This window comes from Mycobacterium seoulense (genome assembly GCF_010731595.1).
In the GTDB taxonomy this organism is placed as follows: domain Bacteria; phylum Actinomycetota; class Actinomycetes; order Mycobacteriales; family Mycobacteriaceae; genus Mycobacterium; species Mycobacterium seoulense.
In genome coordinates, this window is record NZ_AP022582.1 from 1 (window position 1) to 16549 (window position 16549).

At 68.2% G+C, this 16549-nt stretch carries 12 protein-coding genes and 13 pseudogenes; 13 read left to right on the top strand and 12 right to left on the bottom strand.

Going from position 1 to position 16549, the window contains the following annotated elements:
- Nucleotide 1 precedes the first annotated feature (1 nt).
- The 3 pseudogenes from G6N37_RS26045 to G6N37_RS00015 form a co-directional block, all read right to left on the bottom strand.
- Nucleotides 2-306, bottom strand: a pseudogene (locus G6N37_RS26045) (DUF302 domain-containing protein); the annotation flags it as partial.
- A 74-nt stretch (nt 307-380) separates the two neighbouring features.
- Nucleotides 381-1463: pseudogene (locus tag G6N37_RS00010) on the bottom strand (NmrA family NAD(P)-binding protein).
- A pseudogene (locus G6N37_RS00015) lies at nt 1463-2622 on the bottom strand (acetyl-CoA C-acyltransferase). Before G6N37_RS00015 ends, G6N37_RS00010 begins: the two co-directional pseudogenes overlap by 1 nt.
- A gap of 95 nt (nt 2623-2717) precedes the next feature.
- Here G6N37_RS00015 and G6N37_RS00020 point away from each other — a divergent pair.
- A pseudogene (locus G6N37_RS00020) lies at nt 2718-3185 on the top strand (winged helix-turn-helix transcriptional regulator).
- Here G6N37_RS00020 and rsgA read toward each other — a convergent pair.
- Nucleotides 3172-4151 (bottom strand): annotated as a pseudogene (rsgA, locus tag G6N37_RS00025) (ribosome small subunit-dependent GTPase A). The pseudogenes G6N37_RS00020 and rsgA sit on opposite strands and share 14 nt — an antisense overlap.
- Entirely contained in the window at nt 4148-5440 is a 1293-nt protein-coding gene (gene aroA, locus G6N37_RS00030; protein WP_163674210.1) for a 3-phosphoshikimate 1-carboxyvinyltransferase, read from the bottom strand. Before aroA ends, rsgA begins: the two are co-directional and overlap by 4 nt.
- 62 nt (nt 5441-5502) lie before the next feature.
- On the opposite strand from aroA, the pseudogene G6N37_RS00035 reads away from it, so the two are divergent.
- A pseudogene (locus tag G6N37_RS00035) lies at nt 5503-6265 on the top strand (SOS response-associated peptidase).
- A gap of 34 nt (nt 6266-6299) precedes the next feature.
- Nucleotides 6300-7175 (top strand): annotated as a pseudogene (locus G6N37_RS00040) (3-hydroxyacyl-CoA dehydrogenase family protein).
- Between the two features lie 39 nt (nt 7176-7214).
- On the opposite strand, the pseudogene G6N37_RS26515 reads toward G6N37_RS00040, so the two are convergent.
- Nucleotides 7215-7399: pseudogene (locus G6N37_RS26515) on the bottom strand (hypothetical protein).
- A gap of 604 nt (nt 7400-8003) precedes the next feature.
- Here G6N37_RS26515 and G6N37_RS26055 point away from each other — a divergent pair.
- Entirely contained in the window at nt 8004-8351 is a 348-nt protein-coding gene (locus G6N37_RS26055) for an HdeD family acid-resistance protein (RefSeq protein ID WP_232075187.1), read from the top strand.
- A gap of 78 nt (nt 8352-8429) precedes the next feature.
- On the opposite strand, the pseudogene G6N37_RS26060 reads toward G6N37_RS26055, so the two are convergent.
- Nucleotides 8430-8606 (bottom strand): annotated as a pseudogene (locus G6N37_RS26060) (helix-turn-helix domain-containing protein); the annotation flags it as partial.
- A 414-nt stretch (nt 8607-9020) separates the two neighbouring features.
- Nucleotides 9021-9362 (bottom strand): hypothetical protein, encoded by a 342-nt coding sequence (locus G6N37_RS26065; protein WP_232075188.1) that lies wholly within the window; start codon nt 9360-9362, stop codon nt 9021-9023.
- A gap of 545 nt (nt 9363-9907) precedes the next feature.
- Here G6N37_RS26065 and G6N37_RS26520 point away from each other — a divergent pair.
- The 5 genes and pseudogenes from G6N37_RS26520 to G6N37_RS26085 all read left to right on the top strand — a co-directional run bounded on the left by G6N37_RS26520 (nt 9908) and on the right by G6N37_RS26085 (nt 12211).
- Nucleotides 9908-10249 carry a hypothetical protein gene (locus tag G6N37_RS26520; RefSeq protein ID WP_332107595.1) on the top strand — a complete coding sequence of 114 codons (342 nt, stop codon included), beginning with the start codon at nt 9908-9910 and terminating at the stop codon, nt 10247-10249.
- Entirely contained in the window at nt 10195-10722 is a 528-nt protein-coding gene (locus tag G6N37_RS26430; RefSeq protein ID WP_269475736.1) for an AMP-binding protein, read from the top strand. The genes G6N37_RS26520 and G6N37_RS26430 overlap by 55 nt, the downstream gene beginning before the upstream one ends.
- Nucleotides 10719-11219, top strand: a complete 501-nt coding sequence (locus tag G6N37_RS26075) for an AMP-binding enzyme (protein ID WP_269475737.1) — start codon at nt 10719-10721, stop codon at nt 11217-11219. Before G6N37_RS26430 ends, G6N37_RS26075 begins: the two co-directional genes overlap by 4 nt.
- A complete protein-coding gene (locus G6N37_RS26080; protein ID WP_232075189.1) occupies nt 11194-11382 on the top strand; it encodes a hypothetical protein in 189 nt (62 codons plus the stop codon). The genes G6N37_RS26075 and G6N37_RS26080 overlap by 26 nt, the downstream gene beginning before the upstream one ends.
- An 89-nt stretch (nt 11383-11471) precedes the next feature.
- Nucleotides 11472-12211: pseudogene (locus G6N37_RS26085) on the top strand (hypothetical protein).
- A gap of 130 nt (nt 12212-12341) precedes the next feature.
- Here G6N37_RS26085 and G6N37_RS26090 read toward each other — a convergent pair.
- Nucleotides 12342-12554 (bottom strand): hypothetical protein, encoded by a 213-nt coding sequence (locus tag G6N37_RS26090; protein ID WP_232075191.1) that lies wholly within the window; start codon nt 12552-12554, stop codon nt 12342-12344.
- A 60-nt stretch (nt 12555-12614) separates the two neighbouring features.
- Between G6N37_RS26090 and G6N37_RS26095 the strand changes: the two genes are divergently transcribed.
- Together G6N37_RS26095 and G6N37_RS00070 are read left to right on the top strand one after the other, a co-directional pair.
- A complete protein-coding gene (locus G6N37_RS26095; protein ID WP_232075193.1) occupies nt 12615-12878 on the top strand; it encodes a hypothetical protein in 264 nt (87 codons plus the stop codon).
- An 88-nt stretch (nt 12879-12966) separates the two neighbouring features.
- Nucleotides 12967-13729: pseudogene (locus tag G6N37_RS00070) on the top strand (alpha/beta fold hydrolase).
- A gap of 15 nt (nt 13730-13744) precedes the next feature.
- Here the strand turns inward: G6N37_RS00070 and G6N37_RS00075 are convergent.
- Nucleotides 13745-14233: a YbaK/EbsC family protein gene (locus tag G6N37_RS00075; RefSeq protein ID WP_163674213.1), complete on the bottom strand. Its 489-nt coding sequence runs from the start codon at nt 14231-14233 to the stop codon at nt 13745-13747.
- 12 nt (nt 14234-14245) lie between these two features.
- Nucleotides 14246-15090 (bottom strand): annotated as a pseudogene (locus tag G6N37_RS00080) (SDR family oxidoreductase).
- 302 nt (nt 15091-15392) lie between these two features.
- On the opposite strand from G6N37_RS00080, the pseudogene G6N37_RS00085 reads away from it, so the two are divergent.
- Nucleotides 15393-16039, top strand: a pseudogene (locus tag G6N37_RS00085) (sigma-70 family RNA polymerase sigma factor).
- A complete protein-coding gene (gene rsrA / locus G6N37_RS00090) occupies nt 16036-16338 on the top strand; it encodes a mycothiol system anti-sigma-R factor (RefSeq protein WP_163674216.1) in 303 nt (100 codons plus the stop codon). The pseudogene G6N37_RS00085 and the gene rsrA overlap by 4 nt, the downstream one beginning before the upstream one ends.
- Nucleotides 16339-16344: 6 nt before the next feature.
- Here the strand turns inward: rsrA and G6N37_RS26575 are convergent, their stop codons facing one another.
- Nucleotides 16345-16419 carry a 50S ribosomal protein bL37 gene (locus G6N37_RS26575; RefSeq protein WP_011728008.1) on the bottom strand — a complete coding sequence of 25 codons (75 nt, stop codon included), beginning with the start codon at nt 16417-16419 and terminating at the stop codon, nt 16345-16347.
- Nucleotides 16420-16549 lie beyond the last annotated feature (130 nt).

Here is a 16549-nt window from a genome sequence, read left to right on the forward strand (position 1 = left end):
TCACGTCGTGGCGCAGCATCGTGATCGCGATCAACGGGTTGCCGAGGATGACGCGGACCGCCTTGCGGTCGATGCCCGCCCTGGTGATCCACGCACCGTGGTCGAACACCCCGAACAGCATGAATCCGCTGGGCCCCATGGGATTCGACGCGCTGCCGGTAGGACTCCCAGTCATCGCTGCTCGTCGCGATGTCGTTGATGGGCACCGGCCGCTCACCGATGTCTGCCAGTAAGGCGGCGCACAGTTCGTCGTAGTTTGGTGCTGGCGTAGCGCACCCGCACGCCCTCGAACCGGGTCTCGGTCATCGGACTGGCCCCACCGCCCGGGATATTGTATGACGTCGGAAGTCCATGTCTACCTGTGCCTTTCAGAACTAGATCTACAGCTTCCCTGTCCTTAGATCCTCACCGGTCTTGAGGATCGGAGCCCGGTTCTCCAGTTGAACCCTCTCCCACAGGCCGCCTTGCCCAGCGCTCGTCCCCGCTGGTCCTCGCGCCGGAACCACTCGGCGCTCCTTATCCGATTCGGGTGAATCTCATCGAGCAGAGCGTAATCGCGTTCAACGACTCCGTGTTTCCAGAGATTCCAGAATCCCGTGAAGTTGTCGCGGACATTCATGGTGCTCTTGTCGTTTGGGTCCGCGTTGTACCCGGCAGGCGCATCCGCGATTCTACCGAGGGGGCCGTCCCTGAAGTACGTGTCCAAATCGGTGTCGATGTACTGCGCCGGATGTCCGGTGACGTTCTCAAACGCCGCAGCAAGATCCGCGTAGGCGATATGGTCAACGGCGACTCCGAGATCGATGCCGTTCGCGCGCTCGGGATGGTCGAAAATCCAACGGACATAATATCCGCAATCTTCGAGAGCCAGATGGGGCACAGCGCCCTCACCGAGCGGGACCCGCCACGTCAAGACGCCGTCCTCGACGGTGGGCGTCATGGGCGTCCCGGGCGAGAGCACCATCTCGATGTAGGGACCCGTCGTGAAGACCGCCGCACCCATCCGATCGCCATTCACCTGATTCTGGAACAGGATCCACTCGCCCACGCGGCCCTTGCCGTCGTAGTGGCCGGTCCGGAAGCGCGTGTCGTATCCCGATTTCTTGAGGCCGTAGTCCAGGTTTCCGTAGACGAAGAATTTCACACCCTCTTCGATGGCGATCTCGTAGCTGCGGATGGCCCAATAGGTCTCGGTCTTCTCGCCGGTGTTGAACCCGTCGATGTTGACAAACGCTCCGTCACAACCGCGAATCCTTCCCGCAGGACGGCCTCGTCGGCGAACGAGCCTTGACCGACCGAGACATTGTCGAGTGCGAGCAGGTCCTTGGCTCGCCGGGAGCCGGGGTCGCGGCTGAGGAATCGAACCGAGTACTCTCGTCGGAGACCAGGGCACGTATGACCGGGATGCCCTGGGCTCCGGTGCCGCCGATGACGAAGACTTTCGAGACGGTGTCGGAAGACATTACAGCCGCTCGATGATCGTGGCGTTGGCCATGCCGCCGCCCTCGCACATCGTCTGCAGCCCGTACCGTCCGCCGCGCTGTTCGAGGGCGTTGACCAGCGTGGTCATGATGCGGGCACCGCTGGCGCCGAGGGTGGCCGATCGCGATGGCACCGCCGTTGACGTTGGTCTTGGCCAGGTCGGCGCCGGTGTCCTTGGCCCACGCGAGCACGACGGGCGCGAAGGCCTCGTTCACCTCGAACAGGTCGATGTCGGCCAGCGTCAGGCCGGCCCGCCGCAGCACCTTCTCGGTGGCCGGGATGACCCCGGTCAGCATGTAGAGCGGATCGGAGCCCACCACGGTGGTGGTGGTGGCGGGCCAGCGGGCGCAGGCCGTTTCTTGGCGGCCTCGCCGCTGGCGATCATGACCGCGGCGCTTCCATCGGAGAGCGGCGAGGAGTTGCCGGCGGTGATCTCCCAATTGATCTGCGGGAAGCGGGCATTCATCGCCTCGCTGTAGAACGCGGGCTGCAGCCCGGCCAGCGTCTGCACCGTCGTGCCGGGCCGGATGAATTCGTCGGCGGCAAGGCCGGCGATGGGGATCAGCTCGTTGTCGAAGAGCCCGTCTTTGGTCGCGCGGGCGGCCTTGTCATGGCTGCCGGCGGAGAACTCGTCGAGCTGGGTGCGTGAGAATCCCCATTTCGCCGCGATCAATTGGCGCTGATGCCCTGCGGCACCAGGCCGTCGGGATAGCGACGCGTCATGTCGTCGCCGAAGGGATTGCTGCCCGGCAGCACCGAGCTGCCCATGGGGACGCGGCCCATCGACTCCCCCCGCGCCACGACCAGGTCGTAGGCGCCGGAAACGACGCCCTGCGCGGCGAAGCTGATGGCCTGCTGGCTGCTGCCGCACCGGTCGATCGTGACGCCGGGAACCGACTCCGGGAACCCGGCACCCAGCAGCGCATTGCGGGCGATGTTGACTGCCTGGTCGCCGACCTGGGCCACCGCGCCGGCGATGACGTCGTCCACCTGCGCCGCGTCCACGCCGGTGCGCGCCACCAGTTCGCGCAGGCTGTGCGCCAGCAGGTCGGCGGGCAACACGTCGTGCAGGGCACCGCTGGGTTTGCCCTTGCCGATTGGGGTGCGGACGGCTCCGACGATGACGGCGTCGCGGTTCATGGCTCCTCCTCGAGTCCCAGCCATCTAGGTATAGATCGCTGTACCCAGATAAACATCTAGGTACACTAAACGCAACCCAGACGGGGAGGTGATCTATGACACTGCTGCAGGGACCGCTGGCCGACCGCGATGCCTGGTCGGCCGCGGCGAATGTGCGATCGAGAAGACCATGGCGGTGGTGGGCACCAAATCCGCGATGCTCATCATGCGCGAGGCCTACTACGGCACGACACGCTTCGACGACTTCGCCCGCCGGGTGGGCATCACCAAGGCCGCCACCTCGGCGCGGCTGTCCGAGCTTGTCGAGCTGGGGCTTGAAGCGCCGGCCGTACCACGAGCCCGGGCAACGCCGCCGCCAAGAATATGTGCTCACCGAGGCCGGCATCGACTTCATGCCGGTGGTGTGGGCGATGTTCGAGTGGGTCGGCGCCACCTGCCGGGGCGCAACCGCCTGCGCCTGACGCATCTGGGTGTGGCGCCGAAGCGGGCGTCGAAACCGTTGCACCGAAGGGCATTTGGTTCCGCCCGACGAGCTGGGCATGCGGCTGGCTAAGTCTGGTTGAGCGCGGCCAGCAGCCGGCGCGCGGCCCCCACGCGGCGGGCGGCGGGCCGGACAGGGTGTCGAGCGCGCACTCGGGGTCGGCCGGGGGGCCCATGTGTCCGCAGCCGCGCGGGCAGTTCTCGATCGCCTCGGCGAGGTCCGAGAAGGCCATCAGCACGTCGTCGGGTTGGATGTGGGCCAGCCCGAACGACCGGATGCCCGGGGTGTCGACCACCCAGCCCGATGTGGCGAGGGGCAGCGCGACCGATTGGGTGGAGGTGTGCCGCCCTCGGCCGATGTCGGTGACCTCGCCGACGGCCCGCTCCGCCTCGGGCACGAGGCGATTCACCAACGTGGACTTGCCGACGCCGGAATGCCCGAGCAGCACGGTGATCTTGCCGGCCAGCAGGTCGGCCACCGCGAGCAGCGGGTCATCGCGGCCCGCCACGACGACCGTCAGGTCCAGGTCGACGAACTGCGCGGCGAACGGCTCCGGCGGCGCGAGGTCGGTCTTGGTCAGGCACAGAATCGGCGTCAGCCCGCCGGCGAAGGCGGCGATCAGCGCGCGGTCGACCAGGCCGGTGCGCGGCGGCGGGTCTGCCAGCGCCACCACGATCAGCAACTGGTCGGCGTTGGCGACCACCACGCGTTCGGTGGGGTCGGTGTCGTCGGCCGTGTGGCGCAACACCGTTCGCCGTTCCCCGCGCCGCACGATGCGGGCCAGCGTGTCCAGCCGCCCGGACAGATCGCCGACGATGTCGACCTCGTCACCGACCACGATCGGGGTGCGGCCCAGTTCCCTGGCCCGCATGGCCGTGACCCGCCGATCGGGGTCCCCGCCGAGCACGCACCCCCAGCGGCCGCGGTCGACGCTGATCACCATCGCCGGCTCGGCGTCGGCGTGCTCGGGACGAGTCTTGGTGCGCGGTCGCGAGCCCCTGCCGGAGCGGACCCTGACGTCGGACTCGTCGTAATCGCCGGGCCTCAAATATCGGACTCCAGCATGTGCGCCCACAGCTGCGGAAACTCGGGCAGCGTCTTGGAGGTGGAGCCGATGTCGTCCACCTGGACCCCGGCCACCCGCAGCCCGACGATCGCGCCCGCCATCGCCATCCGGTGGTCGGCGTAGGCGCGCCAGACGCCGGGCCGCAGCGGTGCCGCGGTGATCACCAAGCCGTCGGGTGTTTCCGTGCAGTCGCCGCCGAGGCGATTGATCTCGGCGCTCAGCGCGGCGAGCCGGTCGGTCTCGTGGCCCCGCAGGTGCCCGATGCCGGACAGGCGCGACACCGATCCGGGCTTCGCCAGCGCGGCCAGCGCCGCCACCGCCGGGGTCAGTTCGCCGACGGCGCGCAGGTCGACGTCGAACCCGTCGTAGTCGGCGGAACCCTGCACCTCGAGGAACGAATCACCTTGGTTGACAACGGCGTTCAGCTTGCCCAGCACGGTCAGGATGTTCTCGGCGGGTTGCACGCTGGCGGCCGGCCAGCCGGTGATGCGGACCGTTCCACCGCTGACCACGGCCGCCGCCAGGAACGGCACGGCGTTCGTCAGATCGGGTTCGACCTCCCAGCGCCGGGCCGCGACCGGGCCGGGGCGCACCCGCCAGCGGTTGGGCACCGAATCGTCGACGTCGACCCCGGCCTGCCGCAGCATCTGCACGGTCATCGCGATGTGCGGCGCCGACGGCAGCGTCGCGCCGGTGTGCTGCACGGTCAGGCCCTCGGCGAACGACGGCGCGCACAACAGCAGCCCCGAGACGAACTGCGACGACGCCGAGGCGTCGATCGCCACGGTGCCCCCGGCGACCGACCCGCTGCCGTGCACGCGAAAGGGCAGACCCGCGCCCTCGATCGGCACGCCCAGGCCGCGCAGGGCGTCGAGCAGCGGCGCGATGGGCCGCACCCGGGCCTGCTCGTCGCCGTCGAACTCGACCACCGCTTCGGCCAGCGCGGCCAGCGGCGGCACGAAGCGCAGGACCGTACCGGCCAGGCCGCAATCCACCCGCGCGTCGGGCCCGGGCGCGATGCGGCCACTGACCGTCAGCTCGGATCCCGTGCCGTCGACGCGCAAACCCAGTGCGCGCAGCGCGCCGATCATCAGGTCGGTGTCCCGGCTGCGCAGCGCCCCGCTGATGCTCGGGGTGCCCCCAGTCGGCGGGCCCTGCGCGGCCGCCAGCGCCGCCAGCACCAGCGCCCGGTTGGTCTGCGACTTCGAGCCCGGAACGGTCACGGTCGCGTGCACCGGTTGCGGTGCGCTGGGGGCCGTCCACATACTCACCGGTCCATCATGGCGTGTCTTGGTGGCTCTGCCACCAATGGGAGTGCCGTGGCTCTGCCACCATGGAGTTATGTGGACGGTTCGCGGTCACCACGGATCCGGCTCTGCTGGCCCAGAAGATCAAGGCGATCGACGAGGCCACCGGCGCCTCGGAGAGCGCCGGGGCGCCCAACTACAACGTGGCCCCGACGTCGACCGTCGCGACGGTCGTCCGCCGCCACAGCGACCCCGACGACGAGCCCACCCGGCGGGTCCGGCTGATGCGCTGGGGCCTGGTGCCGTGGGCCAAGGCCGGTGCCGACGGGGCGCCCGAGACCAAGGGCCCGATGCTGATCAACGCCCGTGCGGACAAGGTCACCACCTCGCCCGCGTTCCGGTCGAGCGCCAAGTCGAAGCGGTGCCTGATCCCGATGGACGGCTACTACGAATGGCGCGTCAACGACGCCGTCGCCGGCAAGAAGTCCCGCAAGACGCCGTTCTTCATGTACCGCGAGGACGGCGAGCCGCTGTTCATGGCGGGCCTGTGGTCGGTGTGGAAGCCCGCCAGGAGGCGTCGCCCTGCTGAGTTGCACCATCATCACCACCGATGCGCCCGGGGAGCTGGCCGAGATCCATGACCGGATGCCGCTGGTGGTGCCCGAACGGGAGTGGGACCGCTGGCTGGACCCCGACGCCCCGGCCGACGAAGAGCTGCTGACCCGGCCGCCCGACGTGCGCGGCATCCGCATGCGCGAGGTCTCGACGCTGGTCAACAACGTCCGCAACAACGGGCCGCAGCTACTCGAGCCGGCCGGCCCGGAACCCGAACAGGCGACCCTGCTCTAGCGTCAATTGCTGAGGCGGGACTTAGCATGCCTGTGTGACTGGCTCGTACACATACTCGTTCGATGACATCCGAAACCGTCCGGTCGCGGTGGTCGGGCGGGAACGCTGGGCCGCCGCATCGCGTTGATGTTCGCCAGCCGCGGCGGCACCGTCCGGATCTTCGCCCCGCGCGCCGAACAGCGCGCCGCCGCGTGCAGTACGTCGCGGAAGCCCTACCGAAGCTGTTGGAGGACCGCGGCTTTGGTGAACTGGGTGGCGCGACGGCCGCGGGGTCGCTGGAAGAGGCGTTGGACGACGCCTGGCTTGTCGTGGAGTCCGTCCCGGAGAAACTGGAGATCAAGATCGCAACGTGGGACCAGATCGACCAAGCCGCGCCGCCGGGCACCATCTTCGGCACCAACTCTTCGTCGTATCCGTCGCGTCTGATGGCCCGCGGCGTGCGCGACAAGACCCGCTTGTGCAACACGCACTTCTACATGCCGCCCGAGGCCAACGCCGTCGACCTGATGTCCGACGGGCAGACCGACCGCGCCTGCTCGACACCCTGCTGACCGTGCTGCCCGAGTTCGGCGTCCATCCCTTCGAGGCGCGCAAGGAATGCACCGGCTTCATCTTCAATCGCATCTGGGCGGCGATCAAGCGGGAGTCCCTGGCCGTGGTCGCCGAGGGTGTGGCGCGCCCAGAGGATGTCGACGGGATGTTCAAGAGCAACCTGGGCGTGCCGGCCGGTCCGTTCCAGATGATGGACGCGGTCGGGCTGGACGTGGTGCTCGACATCGAGAACCACTACGCCGACGAGTTCCCGCACCTCCCGAGGCACGTGCGGGAGTTGCTGCAGTCGTACGTCGATGCCGGCAAGCTCGGCGTGAAGTCCGGCGAAGGTTTCTACAGTTATCGGTCCGGGGCGTGACCGCGACGCCGCCGAGCCAGGTCCGGCCGAACGCGTGGCCTAGTTGCTGAGCACCAGCTTCCAGTTACCGTTGATGTTCCGATCCGGAATACACCAGAAGTTGTTCCAGGTACCCGGCGTGGTGGCCTTCACGCCCGGCCCGGCGTTCTGGCACGCCTCCCGGGTTGGGTATTACCCTCGGTCTGAATCGTGTCGGCGTGGCTGACAACCACGCCGGTCGTCATCAACCCCGCGAATGCCAGTGCGCCGGCGGCAAGGATTGTCCCGGCGCGCGCTTTGCCGGCCGATTTCTTCACACCGGCCGAGTCCGGTTGAACGATCGCTTCGTTTCCATTCAATCCTCCTGTGGCGCTCCATCTGGCGGTCCGTGAGGGGGATACGAACCCGCGGTAGCGCAAAGTGTATGACCACACGAGCCCACGAGCCGCTCGAACTGGGCAACAACGTTGTCTCCCGCCGACAAATGGTGGCGCGGCCCCGCACAATGCACGGGAATTTGGTTCAACGTTTGTCCGCGATATCCACGCGTGATACCGAATTGTTTCGCCAAAGACATTTCCTTTGCGCCGATGATGGCGAACCATATTGGCATGACGAATACCGACCAGACCGTGTTTGAGGGTCCCTGCAGCAACTTGCCCGCAGCGCGTGGCAGTTGCTTCTGCTCATCGGTGTCCTGGCGGTGGCACTTGGTGCCATCGTGCTGGCTTGGCCAGGCAAGACACTATTCGTGGCGGGTGTGCTGTTCGGCATCTATTTGGTGGTTTTGGATCGGGTGGGTATGTGTTTGCCGCGTTCGGCACACACACCGGGGCCGCGATGAGGGTGTTGACGTTCATCACCGGCATCGTGTCGCTGGTTCTCGGCCTCTTTTGCTTTCGCGACAAATTCGAGGCGGTCACCCTGCTCGCCATATGGATCGGCGTTAGCTGGCTGTTTCGCGGGTTCACCCTGCTCGCGGCGGCGCTGTCGTTCGACCACCTGCCCGGCCGCGGCTGGCAGGTGCTGTCCGGGCTGATCATCGTGATCGGCGGCGCCGTGCTGATCGTCTCGCCGCTCGACTCGATCGCCGTCCTGACCCTGGTCGCCGGCTGCTGGCTGATCGCCATCGGCATAGTGGACGTCATCACGGCGCTTCAGGTTCGCAGCCGGGCCAAAGGCGTGACGGGAGTCTAGGAGCCGCCGCTCCGCCTCGAACACCAGGCACAGCTCGGCGACATCCCTTGGCCGCGAAAGCGATCGGCCGGTCAACTCCTCGATGCGGCGCAGCCGGTGCCGCACCGTGTTGGGGTGGCAGAAGATTTTCGACGCGGCGTCGTTGGCGGAGCCGCCCGAATCCAGCCAAGCCTGGAAGGTATCGAGAAGGACCGCGCGCTCCTCGGCGGGCAGTTCGTCCACCCGCCGCAACAGCGACGACCTGATCTTTGCCATCGCCTCGGGCGCGCTGACCGCCAACACGGCCAGCGGGTGTCGTCGAAGACCGAGATCAGCGACGCACCAGACGGTTTGCCGGTGAGCGCCAATCGGGCTAGTCGCAACGCGTCGCTGGTTTCGGCCAGTTCGCGAAACGGCGGGCTGATGCCGACCCGCGCGATCGCGACCTGGCCGAGCACTTCGACGAGGGTGTTCAGGGCGTCGGTCGTTGGCCCGTTGAGATGGACGATGCCCACCTGCACGTCAGGCAGGAGCCGCCAGGCCGACCGAATATCGCGGGCGGACAGCTTGTTTTCGATCACCGGCAGCCCCACCCTCCCGATCGCGGGCAGTTCCGCGCCACCACGACATAGGGGCCAGAGGTGGGCAGGCGCAGCAGATCGGCGGCCTCCCAGAGGCTCCGCCTGTTGGTCATCCGGCGGGACAACAGCGCTTCCACCAATGCCGATCGCTCTTCCTCCCGCCCAGGATCTGCGTCGTGAGTTGGTGGCGGTAAGCGTCGGCCATCGCTTGGGTGAACGTCTCCTGGGCGAAGAAGATCCGTGCCGTCGCATCCAGGATGGCGTCGGTCGGTATTGCCGCGGCACGGGCGGTGGCGAGGGTCTCCTCCCACATGAACCGAAAACCGATCCGGTAGGCGGTCATCACCGCCGGTAGCGGCACGCCCGCGAGCGCACGTTCGGTGCCGGTGCGCTCGGCGGGTGAGACGTCGACATCGGCGCCGCTGGTGAGAGAGTCGAAGATGAACGCCACGTTCGCCGCGCAACTCTGCGCGACCTGATCCTGGTGACGACGCCGCCGTCCCGGTATGCGTCGATGTCGCGGCAGAGCAGATCGGCCATCGCCTTTCCCAATTTCGGTGCGCGAGACAGCATGAGCTTGCTGAGTTCGGCGACATACGGATCGATCGGTGCGCCATGCCGAACACCGCGGTTTCTCGGTGCCACGCCCATAGCGCAAACCTTATGCCCGGGTCTTGAATGTGGCCGCTCACACCGAACCGGCCTTCTTGTTGTTTCCGCAAACATTGTGACCCGCGCTGGCCGAGATCACGCTTGAAGCGAGCACGATAAGCACTCCCCGGAGGCCCCGCATGACCGCATTGAGCGCCGATCTGGTCAGGTCGAAAGATCGCCACGCAGAACGCACGGCGCTGCGTTGTGACGACTTGCGGTTCACCTATGCGGAATTCGACGCGGCGGCGGCCCGGTCGCCACGCTCCTCGAGCGGGCCGGGTGGAGCCGGGTGTGGGCGTGATGCCCAACACGCCGGCATTCGCCATTGTCTTCTACGGCATCATGTATCGCGGCGCCGTCGCGGTACCGGTGAACCCGTTGCTCAAGGCCCGGGAGGTCGCCTACTACCTGCTCAACAGCGGTGCCAGGGCGTTGTTCGCGACACCGGCCTTCGCCGACACGGCCACCACCGGTGCCCGCGACGCGGGCGCCCGCTGCTGGCTCGTCGACGACGCCGGGCTGGCCGAGCTTCGCCGGCGTGCCCGCCCAGGACTCCCCAGTTCAGCGCGACGACGAGGACATCGCGGTCATCCTGCACACCTGGGACCACGGGTAAGCCCAAGGGCGCCATGCTCACTCACGGCAATCTGCGCCGTAACGCCGACGTCAGCGTCCGCACCCTGATCGAGACCGGTCCGGACGACGTGGTGATGGGCTGTCTGCCGTTGTTCCATGTCTTCGGGCTGACCTGTGGCCTGAATTCTTCGGTCCTGGCGGGAGCGATGCTGACGCTCGTTCCGCGCTTCGACCCCCGCAAGGCGCTCGAGGTGATCGAGCGTGACCGGGTCACGGTTTTTCAGGGGGTGCCGACAATGTATTCGGCGCTGCTCTCCGTGGCGGACGAGGCCGTGCCGGGGGCGACGCACAGCCTTCGAACCTGCGTCTCGGGTGGTGCAGCGCTGCCGGTCCAGGTGCTCACCGACTTCGAAAAGGCTTTCGGCTGCCCGGTTCTCGAGGGGTACGGGTTGTCCGAGAGCTCCCCGGTGGCGGCGTTCAACCACCCGAACCGGCCGCGCAAGGCGGGCTCGATCGGCACCCCGATCGAGGGTGTCGAGATGGGTGGTCGACCTCGACGGCGTCGAGGTGCCGCAGGGTGAGACGGGCGAGGTCCAGATCCGGCGGCCACAACGTGATGAAGGGCTACTGGAACCTGCCCGACGCGACGGCGGGCAGCATCACGGCCGACGGGTGGCTGAACACCGGTGACATCGGACGCGTCGACTCCGGCGGCTATTTCTACATCGTCGACCGGACCAAGGACATGATCATCCGCGGCGGGTACAACGTGTATCCCCGCGAGATCGAGGAGGTGCTCTACGAGCACCCGGCGGTGGCCGAAGCCGCCGTCGTCGCCATCCCGCACGACTCCCTCGGTGAGGTCGGTGCCGCCGTCGCGCTCAAGGAGGGCGCGGCCGTCGCGCCGGAAGAGCTGCGCGACTACGTCAAGGCCCGGGTGCCTACAAATACCCGCGACTGGTGTGGCTCGTCGACGCGCTGCCCAAAGGACCGACCGGGAAGGTCCAGAAACGCGACATCACCGTCCCCACAACCGAAAGTGCACGATGACCATGGCAACCAAGACCGCGGCCGATGAGCTCGCCGTACCACTGGACCTGCTGCTGACCAGCGCCACCAAACCGTTCGCGAGCCGGATGCTGCCGGACGCCACCTGGGCGCGCTTCGGCGCCAACCTGGCCAGCAGCCCGGCGCGGTGGCCGGCCGGATCGGCGCGCTCACCCGCGAGCTCGGCGCCATAGCGGCGGGCAATTCGCACCGCGTTCCGGCGCGCTCCGACAAGCGATTCGCCGACCCGGCGTGGGAGCAGAACCCGTTGCTGCACCGGATCATGCAGGCCTATCTCGCGGGCGCGGAGACTGCCGAAGGGCTGCTCGCCGACGCCGGGCTGGACTGGCGGGACCAGGAGCGGATGCGGTTCGTTGTCGACAACCTGGTCGAGGGTTTGGCGCCCGGCAACAACCCGCTGATCAGCCCGCTGGGCTGGAAGGCGATGATCGACACCGGCGGGCTGAGCGCGGTCCGGGGCGTCAAAGCCTTTGCCCGCGACATGCTTTCGAAGCCGAGGGTGCCCGCGATGGTGGAGCCCGACGCCTTCGTGGTGGGCGAGAGCCTGGCTGTCACCAAGGGTGCGGTGGTGCTGCAGACGTCGATGTTCGAGCTGATCCAGTACGCCCCGCAGACGGCCAAGGTGCGCGAGATTCCCTGCTCATGGTGCCGCCGGTGATCAACAAGTACTACGTCATGGACATCGCGCCCGGGCGCAGCATCATCGAATACTTCGTCCAGCAGGGGCAGCAGGTCTTCGTCATCTCCTGGCGCAATCCGCATAAGCGGCACCGGGATTGGGGCTTCGACGTGTACGGCGCCGCGATCGTCGAGGCGATGGACGCGCTGCAGGCGATCACCGGGACCGACAGCACGCACCTGTTCGCCACCTGCTCGGGCGGCATCCTGGCCGCGATGACGGCCGCCCACCTGGCCGGTGTCGGCGAGGGCGACCGGGTGGCCGGCCTGAACCTGTCCGTCACCGTGCTGGACGAGACCCGGCCGGGTTCGCGGCCGCCATGATGAGCGACCGCGCCGCCCAGGCGGCCATCCGCGTTTCGGGGCGGAAGGGCTATCTGGACGGGCGGGACATGGCCGAGATGTTCGCGTGGCTGCGGCCAACCGACCTGGTCTGGCGGTACTGGGTGAACAACTACGTGCAGGGCCGCAAGCCGGCCCCCTTCGACGTGCTGTTCTGGAACGCCGACACCACCCGGATGACCGCCGCCCTGCACCGCGACATGGTGCAGATGGCGATGCGGAACGCGCTCGTCAACCCCGGCGGGGTCAGCATGCTCGGCACCCCGGTGGACCTGGGGAAGATCACCTCCGACGCGTACGTGGTCGGCGGCGTCGCCGACCACATCTCCCGTGGCAGGCCACCTACCGCAGCGCGCGGCTTCTCGGCAGCAAGGACAACCGGTACGTGCTGTCCACCAGCGGTCACATCGCGGCCCTGGTCAACCCGCCGGGCAACCCGAAGGCGTCATACCGGACCGGTCCGGTCGACGCCGAGGATCCGCAGCGGTGGCTTGAGTCGTCGCAGGAGTCGAGTGACTCCTGGTGGCCGGACTATGTGGCCTGGCTCGCCGAGCGCAGCGGGCCCGAGGTCGACGCGCCGAAAGCGCTTGGCGGCGAAGGGTTTCCGCCACTCGGCCCGGCCCCCGGCAGCTACGTGATGGAGAAGTGAGTGAAGCGCGGTGCACAACAGCGGCGCCTGCGCGTGGTAACGCCGAGCACGCTCGGCGCCGAGCGCTACGTCAGCGGGTGGGCAGCGGATCCGGGTCAACGTGCACCGTGGAACCGGCGTGCCGCTGGTGCTGTGCAACGGCATCGGCGCCAGCCTCGAGGTGCTCGACCCGCTGGTGGAGCGACTCGATCGCACAGTGGTCAGGTTCGACGTCCCCGGCACCGGGGGCTCACCCACCTCACCGCTGCCGTACGGCTTTCCCTACCTCGCCTGGGTGCTGGGACGGGTCCTGTCGAGGCTGGGCATCGGGGTGGTCGATGTGCTCGGGCTGTCCTGGGCGGCGCTCTGGCGCAGCAGTTCGCCTTCCAGAACCCCCGCCGCTGCCGGCGCATCGTCCTGGTGGCGACCGGTACCGGCGTGCTGATGGTGCCGGCCCATCCGCGGTGCTGTCGAAAATGGTTACCCCGCGCAGGTTCTCGGATCCCGACTACGCCGCGGCCATCGCCGGTGAGCTGTACGGCGGTACCGTGCGCGCCCACGGTGAAGACGTGGCCCGGTTGTTCGTGCGGCAATTGCACGCTGGGTCGAAGATGGGCTACCTGCACCAGCTGCTCGCGGGCGCCGTCTGGACCAGCCTGTTCGCGTTGCCGGCCGTGCGGCAGGAGACGCTGATCGTGGCGGGCACCGACGACCCGATCATCCCGGTGGTCAACGCCCGCATCCTGCACGCTCTGCTGCCCCATTCGATGCTCCACCTGCATTCGGGCGGGCACATCGATGTCGTACACAACGCGACCGAGCTCGCGCCCGTCATCGAGAAGTTCTTGGCCGAACCGGGCGAACGGGCCTAGGCGCCCGCGGACTCTCTAGGCCGCAATGTCCGCCGTGACCGCGCCGGTCAACCGGATCAGGTCCCGCGGTGAAACCCCGACGTCCCAGCCGCGGCGCCCCGCGCTGCAGTACACCCGATCCCAGGCCAGTGCGCCCGCGTCCACGACGGCCGGCAGGGCCTTGCGCTGCCCGAACGGCGACACGGCGCCCACCAGGTAGCCGGTGGCCCGCTGGGCCACGGCCGCATCGGCCATGTCCGCCTTGGCCACCCCGAGCGCCGCGGCGGCCGCCTTCAGCGAGAGGCGGGCCGGCGCCGGCAGCATCGCGACCGCAAGCCCGCCCGGCACCGCGATGATCAGCGTCTTGTAGATCTGCTCGGGCGCGATGCCGCGCGCCGTCGTCAGCGCGTGGACCGCCTCAACACCGAACGAGCGTTCCCGCGGATCGTGGTCGAAGGTGACAACCTCGTGCGCCACACCGGCTTTCACCAACGCGGCGATCGCGGGCGTGGCGGCGCGGCCCACCGCTCGGCCCCGCTAGGGACCCGTGTACCCCGGCGGGTTCACGCCGTCGACCCAGAAGTCGACACCGAGCTGCCCACCCGGGACGCAGTTGTAGACCGACAGGTCGGTGACGCCGGACTCGACCAGCACGTCCTCGCACAGCAGGGTGTTGCCGGTGTACTCGCGGGCGGGCTTGTTGAGGATGACGTAGGCCGCGTCGGAGTACACCTCCGGCTTGCGGGCGCGTCCCATCGCCTCGTCGCCGCCGAGCAGGTTCTGCACCGCGGCGGTGGCCACCATGCGTGCGGCCAGAGCGTGTTGGACGCGATGCCCGCCTCGCGCATCTCCTCGGCGATGCCCAGCGCGCACAGCGTCATGCCGAACTTGGCCATCATGTACGCCGTCGGCTTCAGCCATTCCTTGCCGAGCAGCACCGGCGGGGAAAGCGTCAGGATGTGCGGGTTCTCCGCGGCCTTGAGGTGCGGGATGGCCTGCGATACGGCGTACGTGCCGCGCACCTGGATGCCGTTCATCAGGTCGAACCGCTTCATCGGCACCTCGGTGATGGACCCCAGGTTGATCGCCGACGCGTTGTTGACGCAGATGTCGATGCCGCCGAACTGCTCGACGGTCTTGGCGACCGCGGACTCGACGGAGTCCGGGTCGCGGACGTCCCCGACGATCGGCAGGGCCGCCCCGCCCGCTTCCTCGAGCTCCTTGGCGGCGGTGTACACCGTGCCCGGCAGCTTGGGGTGCGGCTCGGCGGTCTTGGCGATCAGGGCGATGTTGGCGCCGTCTTGGGCGGCGCGTTTGGCGATCGCCAGGCCGATACCGCGACTGGCGCCGGAGATGAACATGGTCTTGCCGTTGAGGGACATGGCGCCACATTAACGTCCTGGCCCGCTCGCCCGGATCGGGGGACGGGCGGACCCGGATGCCGCGGAAATAGCACGTCGGCCACCGCTGTTGAAGCAAGCGGTCTCTGATGTGACGTGGGCGCACCCGGGCAGACACTGTCGGTGGCAGCCTCTAGATTGGGAGGAGCGGTTTGGTGTCAGCGGCGACGAGCCTGTTGGACCGTCCAATGGGTGCCGAGCAGTTGGCTTGCGTTCCTGCAAGCCCGGTGGCGCTTTCAGTGCTGCCCGGCGACACCGCAGCAGAAGGGACCGGGTTCATCGACATGGCCGACACAGACGGCGCGACAGCACGCGAGGCTCCCGATCCGGCCCCGCACGAGACGGACGCCGAGCTCATGGCGCGTTTCGAGCGCGACGCGATACCCCTGCTGGACCAGCTGTACGGCGGTGCCCTGCGCATGACGCGCAATCCCGCCGACGCCGAAGACCTGCTGCAAGAGACGATGGTGAAGGCGTACGCGGGGTTTCGTTCCTTCCGCGCCGGCACCAATCTCAAGGCGTGGCTGTACCGGATCCTGACCAACACCTACATCAACAGCTACCGCAAGCGGCAGCGCCAGCCGGCCGAGTACCCGACCGAGGAGATCACCGACTGGCAGCTGGCCTCCAACGCCGAGCACTCGTCCACCGGGCTGCGCTCGGCCGAGGTCGAGGCGCTCGAGGCGCTGCCCGACACCGAGATCAAGGAAGCGCTGCAGGCGTTGCCGGAAGAGTTCCGGATGGCCGTCTATTACGCCGATGTCGAGGGGTTCCCATACAAGGAAATCGCCGAGATCATGGACACGCCCATCGGGACGGTAATGTCACGGCTGCACCGCGCCGGCGTCAGCTGCGTGGGTTGTTGGCTGACGTGGCCAAAGAGCGGGGCTTCAACCGCGGCCAGCAGGCGCACGAGGAGGTGTCGTCATGAGCGAGCTTTCCGGCCCGGGCGACTCCTGCCCCAACGACGACGCCCACGGTGCCGTCGGCTGCGCCGAGGTGATCCGTCAGGTCTGGCTCCTGCTCGACGGCGAGTGCACGCCGGAGTCGCGGGACCAGTTGCGCCGCCACCTCGAAGCGTGCCCCGGCTGCTTCAAGCATTACGGCCTCGAGGAGCGGATCAAGGCGTTGATCGCCACCAAATGCCGGGGCGAGAAGGCCCCCGAAGGCCTCCGCGAGCGGCTACGGCTGGAGATCCGGCGGACCACCGTCATCCGCGAGTCGCAGTAGCGGTCCTCAGGCGTTGGGCCGCTTGCCGTGGTTGGCTTTGCTGTGCTTGCGGTCGCGCTTCTTACGGCCCCGTTTGGCCATGGTCGAACCCTCCGTTGATCGGTCTTTGTGCGGGCGCGCGGCGCCCGTCAGCCTGCCGCACAGTCTCTCACGAGGTCCGAACCACGTGAAATCGGCACGACGCCGAAGCCCGTGCCACCGTACGACCGCT

What these genes read in the sequence shown, in the direction of transcription:
- G6N37_RS26430 (WP_269475736.1), top strand. Translation starts at nt 10,195, where the DNA reads ATGCTCACTCACGGCAATCTGCGCCGTAACGCCGACGTCAGCGTCCGC.
- G6N37_RS26090 (WP_232075191.1), bottom strand. Translation starts at nt 12,554, where the DNA reads ATGTGGTCGGCGACGCCGCCGACCACGTACGCGTCGGAGGTGATCTTC.
- G6N37_RS26520 (WP_332107595.1), top strand. Translation starts at nt 9,908, where the DNA reads ATGTATCGCGGCGCCGTCGCGGTACCGGTGAACCCGTTGCTCAAGGCC.
- rsrA (WP_163674216.1), top strand. Translation starts at nt 16,036, where the DNA reads ATGAGCGAGCTTTCCGGCCCGGGCGACTCCTGCCCCAACGACGACGCC.
- G6N37_RS26080 (WP_232075189.1), top strand. Translation starts at nt 11,194, where the DNA reads ATGGCAACCAAGACCGCGGCCGATGAGCTCGCCGTACCACTGGACCTG.